Origin of the sequence: Pedobacter psychrodurus, from assembly GCF_032678585.1 — a bacterium.
Lineage (GTDB): Bacteria > Bacteroidota > Bacteroidia > Sphingobacteriales > Sphingobacteriaceae > Pedobacter > Pedobacter psychrodurus_A.
Genome location: NZ_JAVTSN010000002.1, coordinates 237,606 through 254,466, shown reverse-complemented (window position 1 = coordinate 254,466; position 16,861 = coordinate 237,606). Strand labels below are relative to the sequence as shown.

At 39.0% G+C, this 16,861-nt stretch carries 16 protein-coding genes; 3 read left to right on the top strand and 13 right to left on the bottom strand.

The features are described 5' to 3' along the window. Positions 1–269 precede the first annotated feature (269 nt). The 4 genes from R2S57_RS02445 to R2S57_RS02430 all read right to left on the bottom strand — a co-directional run bounded on the left by R2S57_RS02445 (position 270) and on the right by R2S57_RS02430 (position 4,639). Positions 270–947, bottom strand: a complete 678-nt coding sequence (locus R2S57_RS02445) for an OmpA family protein (RefSeq protein WP_316843521.1) — start codon at positions 945–947, stop codon at positions 270–272. A 176-nt stretch (positions 948–1,123) separates the two neighbouring features. Next, positions 1,124–1,816, bottom strand: coding sequence for an ABC transporter ATP-binding protein (locus R2S57_RS02440; protein WP_316843520.1), 693 nt, complete (start codon positions 1,814–1,816; stop codon positions 1,124–1,126). A gap of 2 nt (positions 1,817–1,818) precedes the next feature. Beyond that, complete coding sequence (locus R2S57_RS02435) at positions 1,819–3,291, bottom strand: DUF5687 family protein (RefSeq protein ID WP_316843519.1); 1,473 nt, start codon at positions 3,289–3,291, stop codon at positions 1,819–1,821. A 67-nt stretch (positions 3,292–3,358) separates the two neighbouring features. After that, positions 3,359–4,639 carry a replication-associated recombination protein A gene (locus R2S57_RS02430; RefSeq protein ID WP_316843518.1) on the bottom strand — a complete coding sequence of 427 codons (1,281 nt, stop codon included), beginning with the start codon at positions 4,637–4,639 and terminating at the stop codon, positions 3,359–3,361. Positions 4,640–4,758: 119 nt separating this feature from the next. Here R2S57_RS02430 and R2S57_RS02425 point away from each other — a divergent pair, with 119 nt between their 5' ends. Continuing rightward, a complete protein-coding gene (locus tag R2S57_RS02425) occupies positions 4,759–5,139 on the top strand; it encodes a VOC family protein (protein ID WP_316843517.1) in 381 nt (126 codons plus the stop codon). A 98-nt stretch (positions 5,140–5,237) separates the two neighbouring features. Here the strand turns inward: R2S57_RS02425 and R2S57_RS02420 are convergent, their stop codons facing one another. Beyond that, positions 5,238–6,536: an MFS transporter gene (locus tag R2S57_RS02420; RefSeq protein WP_316843516.1), complete on the bottom strand. Its 1,299-nt coding sequence runs from the start codon at positions 6,534–6,536 to the stop codon at positions 5,238–5,240. Positions 6,537–6,722: 186 nt separating this feature from the next. Between R2S57_RS02420 and R2S57_RS02415 the strand changes: the two genes are divergently transcribed. Then, positions 6,723–7,460 carry a class I SAM-dependent methyltransferase gene (locus tag R2S57_RS02415; protein ID WP_316843515.1) on the top strand — a complete coding sequence of 246 codons (738 nt, stop codon included), beginning with the start codon at positions 6,723–6,725 and terminating at the stop codon, positions 7,458–7,460. Between the two features lie 90 nt (positions 7,461–7,550). Here R2S57_RS02415 and hisS read toward each other — a convergent pair whose 3' ends face one another. From hisS to R2S57_RS02380, 7 genes are all read right to left on the bottom strand, one after another. Then, positions 7,551–8,948 (bottom strand): histidine--tRNA ligase, encoded by a 1,398-nt coding sequence (hisS, locus tag R2S57_RS02410; protein ID WP_316843514.1) that lies wholly within the window; start codon positions 8,946–8,948, stop codon positions 7,551–7,553. Positions 8,949–9,133: 185 nt separating this feature from the next. Further along, entirely contained in the window at positions 9,134–9,745 is a 612-nt protein-coding gene (locus tag R2S57_RS02405) for a LytTR family DNA-binding domain-containing protein (RefSeq protein ID WP_316843513.1), read from the bottom strand. Next, entirely contained in the window at positions 9,735–9,929 is a 195-nt protein-coding gene (locus R2S57_RS02400) for a hypothetical protein (protein ID WP_316843512.1), read from the bottom strand. The genes R2S57_RS02405 and R2S57_RS02400 overlap by 11 nt, the downstream gene beginning before the upstream one ends. A 158-nt stretch (positions 9,930–10,087) precedes the next feature. Continuing rightward, positions 10,088–10,831 carry a LytTR family DNA-binding domain-containing protein gene (locus tag R2S57_RS02395; protein ID WP_316843511.1) on the bottom strand — a complete coding sequence of 248 codons (744 nt, stop codon included), beginning with the start codon at positions 10,829–10,831 and terminating at the stop codon, positions 10,088–10,090. Position 10,832: 1 nt separating this feature from the next. Then, positions 10,833–12,422 (bottom strand): sensor histidine kinase, encoded by a 1,590-nt coding sequence (locus R2S57_RS02390; RefSeq protein ID WP_316843510.1) that lies wholly within the window; start codon positions 12,420–12,422, stop codon positions 10,833–10,835. Positions 12,423–12,810: 388 nt separating this feature from the next. Next, positions 12,811–13,161 carry a translation initiation factor gene (locus R2S57_RS02385; protein ID WP_316843509.1) on the bottom strand — a complete coding sequence of 117 codons (351 nt, stop codon included), beginning with the start codon at positions 13,159–13,161 and terminating at the stop codon, positions 12,811–12,813. Positions 13,162–13,329: 168 nt separating this feature from the next. Continuing rightward, a complete protein-coding gene (locus R2S57_RS02380; protein ID WP_316843508.1) occupies positions 13,330–14,211 on the bottom strand; it encodes a diacylglycerol kinase family lipid kinase in 882 nt (293 codons plus the stop codon). Between the two features lie 223 nt (positions 14,212–14,434). Here R2S57_RS02380 and metK point away from each other — a divergent pair, with 223 nt between their 5' ends. Beyond that, on the top strand, positions 14,435–15,685 hold the full coding sequence (gene metK / locus R2S57_RS02375) for a methionine adenosyltransferase (protein ID WP_316843507.1): 1,251 nt from the start codon (positions 14,435–14,437) through the stop codon (positions 15,683–15,685). A gap of 153 nt (positions 15,686–15,838) precedes the next feature. On the opposite strand, the gene R2S57_RS02370 is transcribed toward metK, so the two are convergent. After that, the gene (locus R2S57_RS02370; RefSeq protein ID WP_316843506.1) at positions 15,839–16,555 is read right to left on the bottom strand and encodes an ATP-binding cassette domain-containing protein; all 717 of its coding nucleotides are present in this window, start codon (positions 16,553–16,555) and stop codon (positions 15,839–15,841) included. Positions 16,556–16,861 lie beyond the last annotated feature (306 nt).

Genomic DNA, 16,861 nt, shown 5'->3' with positions numbered 1-16,861 from the left:
AAAAATAGTGTCAGATGGTAACATCTGACACCACAATTACTTTAACCCTGTTTACAGTGTGGTGAGGCACCAAACAAGGAGGAAAAATATAAAATTTATTACGTGTCAGTTGGTAACATCTGACACCACAATTGTATCTCTATTACAGAGTTGTCAACTTAAAGAGCGGGTTGACGAGAAAGTTGACAACTCATAACACAAAAAACCCCGGTGGATGTACACCGGGGCTGCATTTATAATGACCTCATAGGTAGAGGGAAATTGCGATATTATCCTTGTTTTTGTGCGCTTGCTTTTAATGCATCGTTAGCTACAATTACAATTTCTACGCGACGGTTAGCTGCACGGCCAGCATCAGTTTCGTTATCAGCAATTGGCTCAGCAAAACCTTTACCGATGGTAACTAACCTGCTTGATGGCACACCTTGAGAAACTGCATAAGCTTTAACTGCTGCCGCTCTTCTTTCTGATAGGCCCATGTTATATTGCTCTGTACCACGGCTATCGGTATGACCAATAATTTTGATATCTGTATCAGGATATTGGTTTAATGACGAAGCTAAACTCTGTACATTTGTTTTAGCTGCATCTTTTAAAGCCGTTTTATCGAAATCGAATAAAATACCACTATCAAATTTTACAATAATCCCTTCACCCTCACGAATAACTTCTGCATTTGGAATAGCTTTTTGGATTTCAGCTGCCTGTCTGTCCATTCTACGACCGATAAAAGCTCCTGCTGTACCACCGATAGCACCACCAATTAAGGCACCAACTGCTGTATTACCGGCTTTTTTACCGATTAATGCACCAATTACACCACCTGCTGCAGCACCAATACCGGCACCTTTTTGTGTTTTAGTTAAACTATCACAACTTTGGAAGGCCATAGATCCCACGGCTAATCCTATACTTAATGTCGCTATTCTTACTTTTGAAATACTCATGATATGCTAGATTTATAATTTCTACTCGTTGTATTCAAACACAATGCCAAAATCAATGCAAAATGTATTTTCTGCCTATTTTGGCCAATTTTGAAGCAAAACAGGAATCCTTGTGGCCAAAAAAGGGCGCTGAAGAATCAACGCCCTTTTATTATGTATCATTCTTAGTACAAAAACTAAGCGGAGAAATAACTCTCCAGCTCTTTCAATGTATTTTCATCTGTTTTGAAATCTTTGATCACCTTTCCTTTTTCTACCAGGATAATCCGGTTACATACATCGGTAACATGGTTTAAATCGTGACTGGAGATAAAAGTGGTCATGTTGCCCGTATGCTCTTTCAACAATTTTTTTAAACGGATCTGTGTAGTTGGATCGAGGTTGGCAAAAGGCTCGTCCAAAATTAAAATTTCTGGCTTTTGCATCAGCGCCGCTGCGATACCTACTTTGTTCTGGTTCCCCTTACTAAAATCTCGGATATATTTTCCACTTTTTAATATTTCGCCATTAAAAAACTCGCCATACTGGCTAAGGTAGGCAGAAACATCGGCCACGCTCATCTTGTGTAAGCTGCCAATAAAAATGAAATACTCCTCAGGGGTTAAATAATCGATCAGGAAACCTTCATCTAAAAATGATGCGGTATAATTCTTCCAGTTATCGCTCTGCATTACGTTTTCACCTTTTGATAAAACCTCGCCATTACTTGGGCGGATCAAATCTAAAAGCATACGGAAGAAAGTGGTTTTACCAGCACCGTTATTCCCAACCAAACCAACGGTTTCGCCGGCAGCAATCTGCAAATCTTCGATGTTTACAACGGTTTTATCGCCATAAACTTTCTGTAAATTCTTAACTTCTAAAATCATAATTATTCTCTAAAGCCTTCGGCTATTTTATATCGTTGTTTCTCAAATCTTTTTGCAATGTAGTTTACCCAGAAGCCACGTAGCAACAACATGGCCAAACCAAAAATAGATACTGCAACCAAACCCCAGTAAGGTTTATGCAATATCCCAAATGGCACATAAATTAAAATGGGCGTAAGTGCATAAGGGAACATCAATAACCATTGTGTAGCACCCGTTCCCTGATAATTAAAGCTAGCCGCTTTGGTTATATCCAATCTTTTATAATTCAGTGTGGCCAAATAAAGTACCACTACGGTTCCGAAACCAATATTGTATAAGTAGGCCGCCAAATGTAACAGTAATAATTTCGGACTTAAAAACCCGTAAAAACTTGCCAACAAGGTAATAATGGTACAACCAATAGTAAACAATAAGAACTTAGCCCTGATAAAATCTTTAAAATTGATCTTATTGGCGAGTAAACCATCAAAATGGGCACTTTGCCAGGCAAACATAAACTGTCCGTAAATAATGATGGAGATTCCAGTCATAAAAATAGCGCCAAACATCATTTGTCCAAAGGCATCGCTATTGATCGCCTTTTCTTTATAAAAGATAAAGCCATAAAAAAGGAAGAAGAAACCAAGGATAACCGAAGAACGCGGACGTTTGTGACGAAGGATTAACTTAAGCTCAAGAGCGGCCAATTCGCCCACTTTACCAAAACGATTAAGGAAAGCGTAGTCGGTACTGCCTTTTTTCTCCTGCCTGGTACTTAGCTCCTCAACGTATAAGTTTTTACGCAGGAAATTTGAGTTAAAAAAGAATACGGCGACTGCAGCAACAGTAAATGCAAAACCATATAAAGGATGTTCAGCGATGGCCCTGAACACAAAATCAGAACCTGCCATGATCGAAATCACTTTATAATATTCCAATGCTGCAAAAGCCGCAATCACAACCAACCCCAGAAAAGTATATAATGTATTGGTGATTGATTTCCGCTTGATGTACAACACCAAATAGTTATTAAAAATCATGATCGAAAATATAGAGACGATGTACATCATCGTAACTAAAGCTCCGTACTCACCAGAAATTTTAATAAAACAAAAAGGCAGGAAAATAAAGAAAGGCCATATGTTAAATGCCGAGAACAATGCCTTAACATTTAAAAAATTAATAATCTTACTTTTCTGGATCTTTAGATGCAGGTAAGGGATAATACTTAGGGTTGGCAACTCCTGGAACTGCAAACGCATGATAAAATCGAATGCAAAATAATAGAGTATAATTCCGTTAAAACTGGAAATTACCTCTTTGTTTGGGAAAATTTTTGGGAGGAAATGCGACATCCCGAAACCAACGCCTACGGCAATGGCAAAGAAATAGAGCATAAAGAAACCCAAAACAATCTGGCCGGCAATGCTACTGCCCCTGTTTCGCGAACGCCAGAAAGATTTTCTTTGATGGCTTAAAAAAGTACTTAGCATATTTAGTTTAGGTGTTTGATTTTTAGTCAATATACCTATTAGTATGCAATCGGCAGAAAATGTTACACTAATATTTGTATTTGTCTTTCCAATTCTGGCGAAGTTTCTCGCGCAGCTTCTCTTCTGCTGCATTTTTACCCGGATCGTAGAGCTTCGTACCACTTAACTCCTCAGGAAAATATTCCTGCGGCGAAAAATTACCTTCATAACCGTGCGCATATTGATAATCTTTTCCATAACCAATATTTTTCATCAGTTTGGTCGGTGCATTTCGGATGTGCAGCGGCACGGGCAGATTTCCAGTTTGTTTAACCAAAGCCTGCGCTTTGTTAATGGCTTCGTAGGAGGCGTTACTTTTAGGTGAGCTGGCCAGATAGGTTACACATTGCGAAAGGATAATGCGTGCTTCTGGATAACCGATTACATTTACCGCGGTAAAACAATTATTGGCCAAAAGTAAAGCATTGGGATTTGCATTCCCGATATCTTCTGATGATAAAATCAGTAACCTCCTTGCAATAAACAGCGGGTCTTCGCCGCCTTCTATCATCCGCGCCAACCAATAAACCGCTGCATTGGGGTCGCTGCCCCGGATGGATTTAATAAAAGCTGAAATGATATCGTAATGCTGTTCTCCGGCTTTATCATATAGTGCAAGGTTTTGCTGAGCATGCGCCAGTACATTTTCATTGGTGAGTACAATCTTATTCCCACCGATACCGTTAATGGCGATTTCGAGCACATTTAGCAATTTCCTCGCGTCGCCTCCCGATAAACGGATCAACGCCTCGTGTTCTTTTATGGTAATTTTTTTCTCTGCAAGAATCGTATCTTTTTTAATCGCCGTTTGCAATAAACCAACCAGTTCAATTTCAGTTAGCGACTTTAAAATGTATACCTGACAACGTGAAAGCAAAGCGGAAATGACTTCGAATGATGGATTTTCGGTTGTGGCACCAATTAAAGTAACCAAGCCTCTTTCTACCGCACCCAATAAACTATCCTGCTGCGATTTGCTAAAACGGTGAATCTCATCAATAAACAGAATGGGCAAACCCAAAAAACTATCTTTTAACTGTGCCGCACGATCTATTACCTCGCGGATATCTTTTACGCCACTGTTAATGGCGCTCAAATTAAAAAAAGGACGGTCCAATGCCTGTGAGATGATGTAGGCCAGGGTGGTTTTACCAACTCCGGGTGGGCCCCAAAAAATCATGGATGGGAGCTGACTGCTTTCTATCGCTTTACGCAACACCGCTCCTACTCCTACTAAATGTTGTTGACCAACGTATTCATCGAGATTTTGAGGGCGCATACGTTCGGCTAAAGGAGGCAGGTTTTGCATAATGGTAAATATATAAAAATTGAGTATTTTGTTTGTCGATAATTTACTAACCAAATATCGGTAGCATAAATCCTTGACCTAAAACAAAAGGATGCTTGCTTTAGTTCTAATTTAATATTATGGACATCAAAAATTTAGATCATCTTGTACTAACCGTTGCCAATTTAGAAAGTACCTGTAAATTTTACAGCCTGGCTTTGGGCATGGAAATTATCGAATTTGGCGAAAATAGAAAAGCCTTAAAATTTGGCAATCAAAAAATCAACCTGCATCAATATGGGCGCGAATTTGAGCCAAAAGCATTTAAACCCATGCCCGGAACGGCCGATTTATGTTTTATTACCGATTTTCCGCTGCGCGAAGTAATGCAGGAACTGAAAGAAAAATGCATCGAAATTGAAGAAGGCCCCTTAGAGCGGACCGGAGCGAACGGTAAAATTATTTCTATTTACCTCCGCGATCCAGATATGAATTTGATTGAGGTGAGTAATTATTTGTAGTTTGACGTCACCCTGAATTTATTTCAGGGTCTTATCTTTCCCTTGATAGATGCTGAAATGAATTCAGCATGACGACATCTCCACATTCTGCTCGCAAATTAATCCTCAATCTTTGAGTGGTGTTTGGTATCTTTCATGGTAGTATATAAAATCAGTGAGATTAAAATACATCCGGTTACGTACCAGTAGAAATAATTTTCATGACCGATTTTTTTAAACCAGAGTGCAAAATATTCAGCTGTTCCACCGAAAATGGCAACGGTTAACGCGTAAGGTAGACCCACACCAAGGGCTCTGATTTCGGCCGGAAAGAGTTCTGCCTTCACTACCGCGTTAATACTCGTATAACCGCTCACAATAATTAAAGCGCCGATCATTAACAGAAATATGATTGTGGTATTCTTTTCTCCAGCTAAACCTGTTAAAATTGGGTAGGTACATAATGTGCCCAAAATTCCGAAACCAATTAATAAAGGTTTGCGGCCAATTTTATCCGATAACAAGCCAAATAAAGGCTGCATGATGGCAAAAACGAGCAATGAAATGAACGATAAGGTGGTGGAAGTTTCTTTACTCAAATGCACGGTATTCACCAGAAACTTTTGCATGTAGGTGCTAAACGTATAAAAGGCAATTGTTCCACCCAAAGTTAACCCTACAACGGTGAAAACCTCCTTTGGATATTTCAATAATGCTGCAATGCCACCTTTTTTATCTGCTGAACTTTTACTTTTAAAAGCAGCGGTTTCATCAATGTGCCGGCGTAGATATAAAGCAATGAAAGAAAGTATGGCGCCAATAAAAAAGGGAATCCGCCAGCCCCAATCGTGCAGTTCGGCAGGTGTAAGCAACCAGTTTTGCAAAATCAGCTGAATGCCGAGCGCCAGTAACTGTCCACCGATTAGTGTTACATACTGAAAGCTCGAATAAAAGCCCCGGTGTTTTTTGGTGGCCATTTCACTGAGGTAAGTGGCTGAGGTTCCATATTCGCCACCGGTACTCAATCCCTGGATCAATCTGGCAAAAATCAATAATAATGGAGCCGCAATGCCGATCTGTTTATAACCTGGGGTTAAACCGATAATCAATGAACCTATGGCCATAATCAGCACAGAGAGTGTCATCGATCGTTTTCTGCCCAATTTATCGGCAATACTACCAAATAACCAACCGCCAATAGGGCGCATTAAAAAGCCAACGGCAAAAATTCCTGCGGTATCCAGTAACTGTGCCGTTGGGTTGCTATTTGGGAAAAATGCAGGTGAAAAGTAAAGGGCAAAGGCAGAGTAAGTATACCAATCATACCATTCAACCAGATTGCCTACCGAACCACCGAATATAGATTTCAACCTGTATTCTACATCCTTGATTTCGTTTTGGCGTACTGTTTTTTCCATATTTGAAAATGAGTAAATGAGAGAATTATTGAATGATTGAATTTTGAACGATTTGAATGTAGAAATGAAACTTAAATCAGGCCCACTTGTTATTCAAAAATATGATAATTTTATACAGAAAGGCTGAGTCATTACCATTTATTCCAATTCACTCCTTCTCTCACTCAAAATTCAATCATTAATAAAATGAAAGATAATTTTTCTACCCAATCTGCCGATTACGCCATCTACCGGCCAACTTATCCGCAAGAATTGTACGATTACCTGTTTGCTTTGGTAAAAAATAAAGAATCAGCATGGGATTGTGCCACAGGGAACGGTCAGGTGGCGCGTGTATTGGCCCAGCATTTCGATACCGTTTACGCAACTGACATTAGCGAGAACCAATTAAAAAATGCTTTACAGTTGCCCAATATCACGTATAAGGTTGAACCTGCAGAACAGACTTCGGTAGCTAATGATAGTTTTGATTTAATTACGGTAGCACAGGCCATTCATTGGTTTAATTTCGAGGCATTTTACGCTGAGGTAAAAAGAACACTAAAACCCGCCGGGCTTTTTGCGGTAATTGGTTATGGCATCATGTTTATCGATAAAAAAGTAGATGAAGCCGTTCATAAACTTTATGAAGATATCCTGGGTAAATACTGGGACAGCGAACGCCGTTATATTGAAGAGGGTTATAAAACCATCCCCTTTCCTTTTGAAGAAATTATCGCCCCACATTTTCAGATCAAAACCACCTGGAATTTTAACCAGCTGATCGGCTATTTAAATACCTGGTCTTCTTTACAGCATTATAAAAAGGCAAATGAGCGGAACCCGCTCGAATATATGTTTACCGAACTCAAAGAAGCCTGGGGCGATGATGCGGAAAAAAATGTTCATTTCCCCGTTTTATTACGATTGGGCAGGCTGGTTTAACCGCAAAGGAAATCGTATGCTTAGAAAATTCGCCAAATCCGTCACGCTCCCGCCTCCATGTTCTCTGTGAAAACACGGTGGTCTCTGTGGTTAATTAACCTTTAGTAATTCTAGAATACCCAAAACCGTCAGTTTTTTCTGCTCACCGCTTTGCATGTCTTTTAGTGTGAGTTCGCCGCTTGCGATTTCATCGCCACCGATTAAAATTACATAAGGGATATTCTTAGCATCAGCATAGGCCATCTGTTTCTTCAGTTTAGCTGAGCTTGGGTATAATTCAGCTGAAATGCCCGCGTTTCTAAACTGCTGAATAATCGGCAAGGCATACTTCTCCGCTTCCGCATCAAAATTGCTGATCAATACCTTTGTTCCCACTTCAGCAGATGCAGGGAAAAGGTTTAATTCTTCCAATACATCGTAAATGCGGTCGGCACCGAAAGAAACACCTACTCCCGTTAAGTCTTTCAAACCGAACATGCCAGTTAAATCATCGTAACGACCGCCGCCGCCGATACTGCCCATGGCAACCTCGTTGGTTTTAACCTCGAAAATACAACCGGTATAATAGTTTAAACCACGGGCCAAAGTAATGTCCAATTCTAATTTCGCAACCAGTGGCAAACCGTAAGAAATCAGACTTTCTACATATTCAAAAACCTGTTCAATTTCTGCTATACCCTTTAAACCCGTTTCAGATTGGCTCAAAACATCCTTTAAACTGGCCAGTTTCTCTTCGTTGGTTCCCTCCAATAAAATCACCGGCCGGAGTTTTTCTAAATCCGTTTCGGTAAAGCCACGTTCCAACAGTTCTTTACTTACTCCATCTAAACCGATTTTATCCAGTTTATCGATGGCTACGGTCATATCGATAATTAAATCTGGCTTCCCAATAATCTCGGCTATACCCGATAAAATTTTCCGGTTGTTAATTTTTATACTGAAGTCTTTTAGTCCTAGTTTGCTTAGCGCTTCATTGTAGATTAAAATAAATTCGGCCTCGTTCAGTAAGCTTTCAGAGCCCACCACATCCACATCACATTGATAAAACTCACGATATCTGCCTTTTTGCGGGCGATCGGCACGCCAAACAGGTTGCACCTGAAAACGTTTAAAGGGCAAAGTAATTTCGTGCTGGTGCATTACTACATAACGCGCAAAAGGCACTGTTAAATCATAACGTAAAGCTTTTTCAGAGATGAGCGGGATCAGTTTATTGCTGTTGTCTTCTTCCGAAAAATCGAATGCTTTCTTTTTCGGATCTTTAAGATACTCTCCGCTATTTAAAATTTTAAAAATCAGTTTATCGCCTTCGTCGCCATACTTTCCGGTCAAGGTAGACAGGTTTTCGAAACTTGGGGTCTGGATTTCTGCATAGCCATATTTCCTGAAAACCGTTTTAATGGTTTCATAAATAAAATTGCGTTTTACCATTTCAACCGGGGTAAAATCGCGGGTACCTTTTGCTAATGAGGGTTTAATAACTGACATAGCCGCAAAAGTACAAAAATGTAAGGTTTATTAACCACAGCGTTTGCGGAGTTTTTATAAGTGTTTCGATAATTGACCACAAAGGCACCAAGATTTTTTCCGTTTTCTGTAAACAAGTCGTTCCAAAACCAATCAATCAATTATCTTGGTGTTCTTTGTGTCATAGTGGTTCAACTTTGGAAAAACTACTTTCCCAACATTTCCTTCACCAATTCGCGATTTGGTTTGGATACCGGAATTTTATCACCGCTATCCATTAACAATGTCCCGCCATCTTCCTTTAACCAGCTCTTTACAAATTTTGGGTTTACGAGATGGCTTTGGTGTGCCCGCACAAAACCATGCGGTTTCAGCAAGTAGGAATATTCTTTTAACGATTTTGAAATCAACAGCTGATCTCCGTCACTGAAAAAGAAATTGGTGTAATTGTTATCTGCTTCACACCTGATGATTTCTTCCGTGTTTACATACCTGATTTCATTTTGCTGGGGCAAAGCAATCCGGCCATTTGTTTTAACAGCTTCCATCTTCTCTTTTTTTTCCTCCATTACAGGGTTTTGAAAAGCAGCAGGAGGAAAGTTAATCGCAACAGTATTTGGTGCCAGATTTGGAGGCGTATGCCGGCTTTTTTTGATTAAAAAATAGATGAGCATACAAATGCCAAAAACGAAAGTCAAAAACAGCAACCCAACAATCAAAATAATGATGATTTCGGCTGTGCCCAACATGGCCGCATGCGCAATTTGAATGCCATAGGCCAGTATAAAAATTAATCCGAAAACTATCTTATTTTTCATTTTGAACATGTTTGCGCTTTTTAACTAAATATAAAAATAAGAAAACAAAACCGACCACTGCAGCAATTGCAATAAAACCAACAATAAGAAGGATAATTAATTCAGGCACGCCAATAATTGCAGCATGCGGGACCTGTAATCCAAAAGAAATGATAAAAAAGAATAAAAATAATAGCTGTTTCATATTGATTGATTTAAATGTTTAGTGAAAGTAATTACGCACTATACATTTAAAAACCAATATTTAGTATTGGGTAGGTTTTGATGAGGATTAAGCGCCAGGCTTTTAGTATTGCATTTATTAAACCTCGCAGGTTTCAAAAACCTGCGAGGTTTGAAAAGCTATTTGCCAAGCATCTCTTTTACCATTTCCCTATTCGGCTTGCTTACCGGAATTTTATCGCCGTTGTTCATCAGTAAGGTTCCGCCATCTTCTTTTAACCAACTCTTTACAAATTTGGGGTTTACGAGATGACTTTGGTGTGCCCGCACAAAACCATGTGGTTTTAGCATATCTGAATATTCTTTTAGTGGTTTTGAGATCAAAACTTTATCGCCATTGCTTAAAAAGAAAAACGTATAGGTATTATCGGCCACACAGCGTATAATGTCATCAACCGACACATAACGAATTTCGTGCTGCTGAGGCAAGGCAATTTTCGGAATGCCCGGCTCGCTCTTTTTGATCTGACTCAGTAAAAAATTGAGCTGTTCGCCCTGTATTTTGTTTTTTATCCTGATCTCGGCTTTATTTACAGCCGCTTTTAGTTCGTCAGGGTCTACGGGTTTAAGTAGGTAATCTAATGCTGCAAATTTTACCGCCTGGATACCGTAATTATCATAAGCGGTTACAAAAACCACTTCAAATGTTTTTTCGGCAAGCTGGTTTAATAAATCGAAACCCGTTGTCTTCCCCATTTGGATGTCTAAAAAAAGCAGATCGGGATGGTGTAGGTTCGCCTGGGTAAAGGCATCTTTAATATTGCCTGCAGTGGCAACTACTTTAATATTTGGACAATGTTTATCCAGTAAAATCCTCAGATTTTCTAAATTGGCTGTTTCGTCGTCTACTAAAATTGCCCGCATTTTATAACCATTGGCTTAAGGTGATTTTGATTATCGTTCCTTCTACATCCGCTTTCATTTCCAAAAAAAACTGATTTTCCTTATAGATGGAATTGAGTAAAGATATTCTGTTTTTGGTCAATGCCAAACCTAAACCCTCGTAATTTTTGGTCACATCAAAGCCATCTCCATTATCTTTTATGCTTAAGATCAGATCTGATGATTGTTTGATAAAATCAATCTCGATCTTACCATCATTTCCCTTTTCGGCAATACCATGTTTTACGGCATTTTCTACAAAGGGCTGCAGAAGCATTGCAGGTATTTCGATATTCTCTACATCCAGATCTGGCGAAGCACTGATCTGGTATTGAAAGCCAAAACGCAATTGCTCCATCTGCAGGTAATCGTCTAAAAGCGTTTTTTCTGAGGTTAAGCTAATGAGTTCCTTATGATCCAAAACATTGCGCGTTAAACGGGCAAATTTAACAAGGTAGCGGTTGGCATTGTCGATTTCGTTTTTGTTCATCAGTGTTTGGATGCCTGCAAGCGCATTAAATAAAAAATGCGGGTTTAACTGCGAACGGACAGATTCTAACCGGAGTTTGGCGATTTCTTTTTCCTGAGACTTCTGAGCAAGTAACCTGGCTGCCTTTCTTTTACGGTTATTAAGAATTAAAACCGCTACAAGCCCACAGAATCCACCTATGATTGCGCCTTTCAATAGGTCTTTAGAAGTAAAAAAATTTTCCTTTGGTTTTTCTACTGTAAAATGGAAAGTTCTAGCCAATGTATTATCCTTCCAATAAGAATAAGTACGGGTTTTGGGGTATACGATAATCTCATATTTACCGGAACTAATAAAATTTTCAACATTGATATCCCCAATTACCAAATTGGCACCCTTAATCAATTTCCATTTAGGCTCAAGCGTGGCAGAAGAACGGGCATCAACATGATCAACAGTTACTGAGTATAGAATATTAAAATCTGTATTCTTCATCATAACTCTAATCCCCTTTACTTTTTCATTTACGATTAGATTGGTCCTATTTTTAATATTCTTGGCTCCTTTTTTTTCTAATACCTTAAATGATAAGGATTGCGGTGGCAAAATTGGTTTATTGTATATGAATACTCGGCTAACTCTTTTTTTATTATCAATTCTGAATATTTGAACTTCTATTTTTTTACCTATAACATTAAACGTCCCTAAATCTACAGCTACGTAATTTGGCAGCACACTTCCTTTGCCCCATTTATATTTTATCTTTACTGGAATTGCATCCCTCTTAAGCTGTATTGAGTCATTTTCTATAATTGAATAACGATAAAAACTCAAGCTGTCCTTTTGTATCCGACTTTCAAGCTCAATTGATGTTGCGCCTTTTAATAAAACTACATTCCCTAAAGCAAGATTGTTTAAGTATTCGAATGGGGTAACCTGTTCAGTACTCCCATCAACCACTAGAAATATATTGCAATTAGAAAACCTATTTGCAATAGAATAGTGCATTGGATTACCATATTCATCAACCAAATATTTATTTTTCTGCGCATTCGCCGCTAAAACGAAAAACAGGAATGAAAGGGCAAGGATTATCTTTTTCATGCGTTTAATTTTCCATAAACATCTTGCAAAAAATCTGCTCAGGAAACAGTAAAACAGAATGTGGCATGAATAAACTTGTAAATGGCAGGTTTGGGGTAGTATTTAGATTTGAGGGTGCACAACGTAATCCGTAAAGCGATACCGCAGGGAATAGTTTTTGCGTATTGAGCACTGCGCTGCCTTCGACTATGCTTAGACTGACAAACGCCCTAAGCGAAGCTAATCTTGATACAACATACAAACCCCCATCAAGGCATTACAATTCCCAAGCAAGTTGGGAATGACGCATAGATTGCAGGCATCGTACTCTGAATGTAGTTGAAGACTATGGCAACAAGCTAAATCAAAAAAGATCCTTCGTTGCTCTCAGGATGACAACTCTGTTTTGTTACCCCCCGGCTTTTTTCACTTTGTAACCATCCTTTTGAAGAATTCCCATCACTTTATCGCGTACATCACCCTGGATCATAATTTCACCATCTTTAACCGAACCACCCACACCACATTTGGTTTTCAGCATTTTGCCAAGTACGTCTAAATCTTCTGGCCGGCCGCTAAAACCTGTAATTAAGGTTACAGCTTTGCCGCCACGATTTTTTTTATCGAGCATTACCCTTAAATCCTGTTGATTGTTCGGAGAGGTAACCGTATTATCAACTTCTTCCTCGTATTCGAACTCCGGATTGGTAGAATACATAATTCCGCCAAGATCGCTTAAACTGTTTTTCTTTGGTTTCATGTTTTATAAAAGTTCTTTGGTTCACTGGCCATTGGCTCATTATATATTGGTTAATCGGTTAATCGACTCCAAAACTCCAAACCGATTTTTTGTTCACCAGTCGATAGTTTATAGTTGATCGTTTATTCGCCAAATCCACTCCAAACGCCAAGCACTAAACGCCACACACTAGGGCACAATTACTTTGAGCGAGAGTGGCTTTATCACCGCTTCAATCTCAGTTCCCATTTGTAAAGGCTCGCCATCTACATGCACTGCGCCTGCCGTTTCCCTTATAATTTTAATATTTTTTCCGTTAATAATCTCAATCATATCCGATGTTTCGGCCTTGCCCCTTAACATGACATAACCCAATACAGGCAATTTTATTATCGGGAAAGGTTTAATAATACAAACATCTAGCAAGCCATCTTTTACCGAAGCATTGGGCGCGATGTAGACATCGTTTCCATATTGCGAAGAATTGGCAATACTGATGGCAAAAGCTTTCCTTCTGTATTCGGTACCATCGATATTGATTAAATATGTTTGTGCTTTATAGTTAAAAACCTCTTTAAAACCCAGCTTCACATAACCCGATAAACCACGCTTTTTATCTTTCGAAAAAACAGCACTCAAATGGGCATCGAAACCCATTCCTGCCAGATTGAAAAAACATTTTTGGTTAAACTCAGCCGTATCAATCTCATCAACATTAAAGTTGTTGATGATAGAAAGCGCATACCTTAGGTTTTTAGAAATATTTAAAAACCGGGCGAGGCCATTTCCTGATCCGAGCGGTAAAATACCTAAGATCTTTTTGTGTTTTAACACTTGGCTGGCCACTTCGTTAATGGTTCCATCGCCACCCGCAGCTACAATCACATCAAAATTTTTGGTTGCCGCTTCGTCTGCCAGTTCGCCGGCATGACCAACATATTCGCTAAAAACGAAGTTCGGACTGAACTTTTCTTTATCCAGATATTTATCGATAAAATCGGGAATACGCAACTTCCCTCTCCCACCAGAGATAGGGTTTATGATAAAGAGGATATTAATCTTTGTGTGCAAAGTGTAAGAATGAGTGCACAAAATAATCTATAATTTTTGAAATAAAGAAAATATGCTAATTTTGCAACAGTTAAAAGTGGATTGATTTGCTATCCCGATACTTCGGGACCGGATTGCAACCACTTAAAAAAATTGCTAATACCTCCTTTCAATTATTTAACCACCTGTTTACTAGGGGTTTGGCGATTTTAAATTTGTTTATTTATCACTAAATATTTAATAAATGTCATATTTATTTACATCAGAGTCTGTTTCTGAGGGTCACCCAGATAAAATCGCCGATCAAATTTCGGATGCATTAATTGATAACTTTTTGGCTTTCGATCCAGAATCAAAGGTTGCCTGCGAAACTTTGGTAACAACTGGTCAGGTTATTTTGGCGGGTGAGGTAAAATCTAAAACATATTTAGATGTACAACAAATTGCCCGTGATGTAATCAAGAAAATTGGTTATACCAAAAGCGAGTATATGTTTGAGGCCAACTCTTGCGGAATTTTATCTGCAATACACGAGCAGTCGCAAGATATTAACCAGGGTGTAGATAGAACGAACAAAGAAGAACAAGGTGCTGGCGATCAAGGTATGATGTTTGGTTACGCCACCAACGAAACTGAAGATTATATGCCATTGGCATTAAACCTTTCTCATAAATTATTACAGGAACTGGCTGTTTTACGTCGCGAAAATAATGAAATTACTTATTTACGTCCGGATGCAAAAAGCCAGGTTACTTTAGAATACGACGATAACAACAAACCAGTACGCATTGATGCGATTGTAATTTCTACACAGCACGATGATTTTGATGAAGAAGCAAGCATGCTGGCGAAAATCAAAACTGATTTAGTGAACATCCTGATCCCTCGAATTATCAAAAGCAATCCAGCTTACGCACATTTGTTTAACGATAAAATTGAATACCACATTAACCCGACCGGTAAATTTGTAATCGGCGGTCCACATGGTGATACCGGTTTAACCGGAAGAAAAATCATTGTGGATACCTACGGTGGTAAAGGTGCGCACGGTGGTGGTGCTTTCTCGGGTAAAGATCCAAGTAAAGTAGATAGAAGTGCGGCTTATGCTACACGTCATATCGCTAAAAATTTAGTGGCTGCAGGTGTTGCCGACGAAATTTTGGTTCAGGTATCATACGCTATCGGTGTTGCAAAACCAATGGGTATTTACATTAATACTTACGGAACGGGTAAAGTGGGTAAAACAGACGGTGAGATTGCTAAAATTGTAGAATCGATTTTTGATATGCGTCCTTACTTTATTGAGCAACGTTTAAAATTAAGAAACCCAATTTATAGTGAGACTGCTGCTTACGGACACATGGGCCGTACACCAGAAACCGTTACCAAAACTTTCAGAACACCAAACGGTGAAGAAAAAACAGTTACTGTTGATTTGTTTACCTGGGAGAAATTGGATTATGTAGACCAGGTTAAAGCTGCTTTCGGCATTTAATTTTTCGCGTCAATTTATAGAAAAAGGCGTTTTGCAGCCATGCATGACGCCTTTTTTTGTTTCTGCCCGCATGTAACTTACGAAGTTTTCCCTACGCTCATGCCTTGTTAAACTTCATAATTAGGCCAAATGGTATTTCAGGTCCTGGTGGCTTCACTGTTCAACCACCACACCTTTATCCAATACGATAATTTTATCGGCATTGTTCAATGTGCTCGATCGGTGTGTAATTACGATTACCGTTTTCTGTTCAGCTTTTAAAAGTTCGATCATTCGCTGTACATGCTGCTCTGAAACCGAATCGAGTGATGAAGTTGCTTCATCTAAAATCAGAATTTCAGGATCACGGTACAATTTTCTTGCAATGGCAATACGCTGTCTTTGTCCGCCGGATAATGCGGTTCCATTTTCACCTAAATAGGTTTGAAAACCTTTTGGCAAAGCTTCAATAAAGCCGATGAGACCAAGTTTGGTAGCGATGTCGATAATCCTTTGCATATCGGGTTCTTCTTCGCCAATGGCAATATTATCGATTACATTGCCTGCAACTAAATCGATCTGCTGGGGTACTACCGATACCAATCTGCGCAGCGAAGAATTGGTAATGTATTTTAGATCGTATTTCCCGATGCGCACGTTGCCGGCCTGTATGGGATAAATATTCTGCAGAATAGACATTAGCGTGGATTTCCCTGATCCACTCTCGCCCACAATGGCGGTAAATTTACCCTGCGGAATGGTTAAATTCAGGTTTTCGAAAACAGGCAACCGCATTCCATAACGGAAGGAAACATTTTCAAAATGAATATCCCCAATTTTATCCGTACTTAATTCGATCTGGTTCTCATCACTTTCGCGTTCCAGATCCATAATTTCGAATAAACGATCGGCAGCAATCTAAACTTTTCATACTAGATTTTTTTTGAGTTTTAAGATCCCTACTCTTTTAAGGCTTTTCGGGCTGCGCCTGATGCTTGGCCAAACACTTCGACGAATGTAACCAAATTAGCTATACAGATGTAGTATTAAGCATCTAACATAAACCTAACGATTCGTTAATAAGTAGGACAAAAACGATCTCCAGTATATCAAAAACGCAATCTCTACTAAAAAACTAGGGTATTAGTTTTCATATTCAATTTATTCATTAGCGAATAAGCGATTTATATTCTTTTT

Coding starts and splice junctions, on each gene's coding strand:
- R2S57_RS02390 (WP_316843510.1), bottom strand. CDS start 12,422: ATGAAAAAGATAATCCTTGCCCTTTCATTCCTGTTTTTCGTTTTAGCG.
- R2S57_RS02420 (WP_316843516.1), bottom strand. CDS start 6,536: ATGGAAAAAACAGTACGCCAAAACGAAATCAAGGATGTAGAATACAGG.
- R2S57_RS02370 (WP_316843506.1), bottom strand. CDS start 16,555: ATGGATCTGGAACGCGAAAGTGATGAGAACCAGATCGAATTAAGTACG.
- R2S57_RS02430 (WP_316843518.1), bottom strand. CDS start 4,639: ATGCAAAACCTGCCTCCTTTAGCCGAACGTATGCGCCCTCAAAATCTC.
- R2S57_RS02400 (WP_316843512.1), bottom strand. CDS start 9,929: ATGAAACAGCTATTATTTTTATTCTTTTTTATCATTTCTTTTGGATTA.
- R2S57_RS02405 (WP_316843513.1), bottom strand. CDS start 9,745: ATGAAAAATAAGATAGTTTTCGGATTAATTTTTATACTGGCCTATGGC.
- metK (WP_316843507.1), top strand. CDS start 14,435: ATGTCATATTTATTTACATCAGAGTCTGTTTCTGAGGGTCACCCAGAT.
- R2S57_RS02445 (WP_316843521.1), bottom strand. CDS start 947: ATGAGTATTTCAAAAGTAAGAATAGCGACATTAAGTATAGGATTAGCC.
- R2S57_RS02415 (WP_316843515.1), top strand. CDS start 6,723: ATGAAAGATAATTTTTCTACCCAATCTGCCGATTACGCCATCTACCGG.
- R2S57_RS02385 (WP_316843509.1), bottom strand. CDS start 13,161: ATGAAACCAAAGAAAAACAGTTTAAGCGATCTTGGCGGAATTATGTAT.
- hisS (WP_316843514.1), bottom strand. CDS start 8,948: ATGTCAGTTATTAAACCCTCATTAGCAAAAGGTACCCGCGATTTTACC.
- R2S57_RS02425 (WP_316843517.1), top strand. CDS start 4,759: ATGGACATCAAAAATTTAGATCATCTTGTACTAACCGTTGCCAATTTA.
- R2S57_RS02440 (WP_316843520.1), bottom strand. CDS start 1,816: ATGATTTTAGAAGTTAAGAATTTACAGAAAGTTTATGGCGATAAAACC.
- R2S57_RS02395 (WP_316843511.1), bottom strand. CDS start 10,831: ATGCGGGCAATTTTAGTAGACGACGAAACAGCCAATTTAGAAAATCTG.
- R2S57_RS02435 (WP_316843519.1), bottom strand. CDS start 3,291: ATGCTAAGTACTTTTTTAAGCCATCAAAGAAAATCTTTCTGGCGTTCG.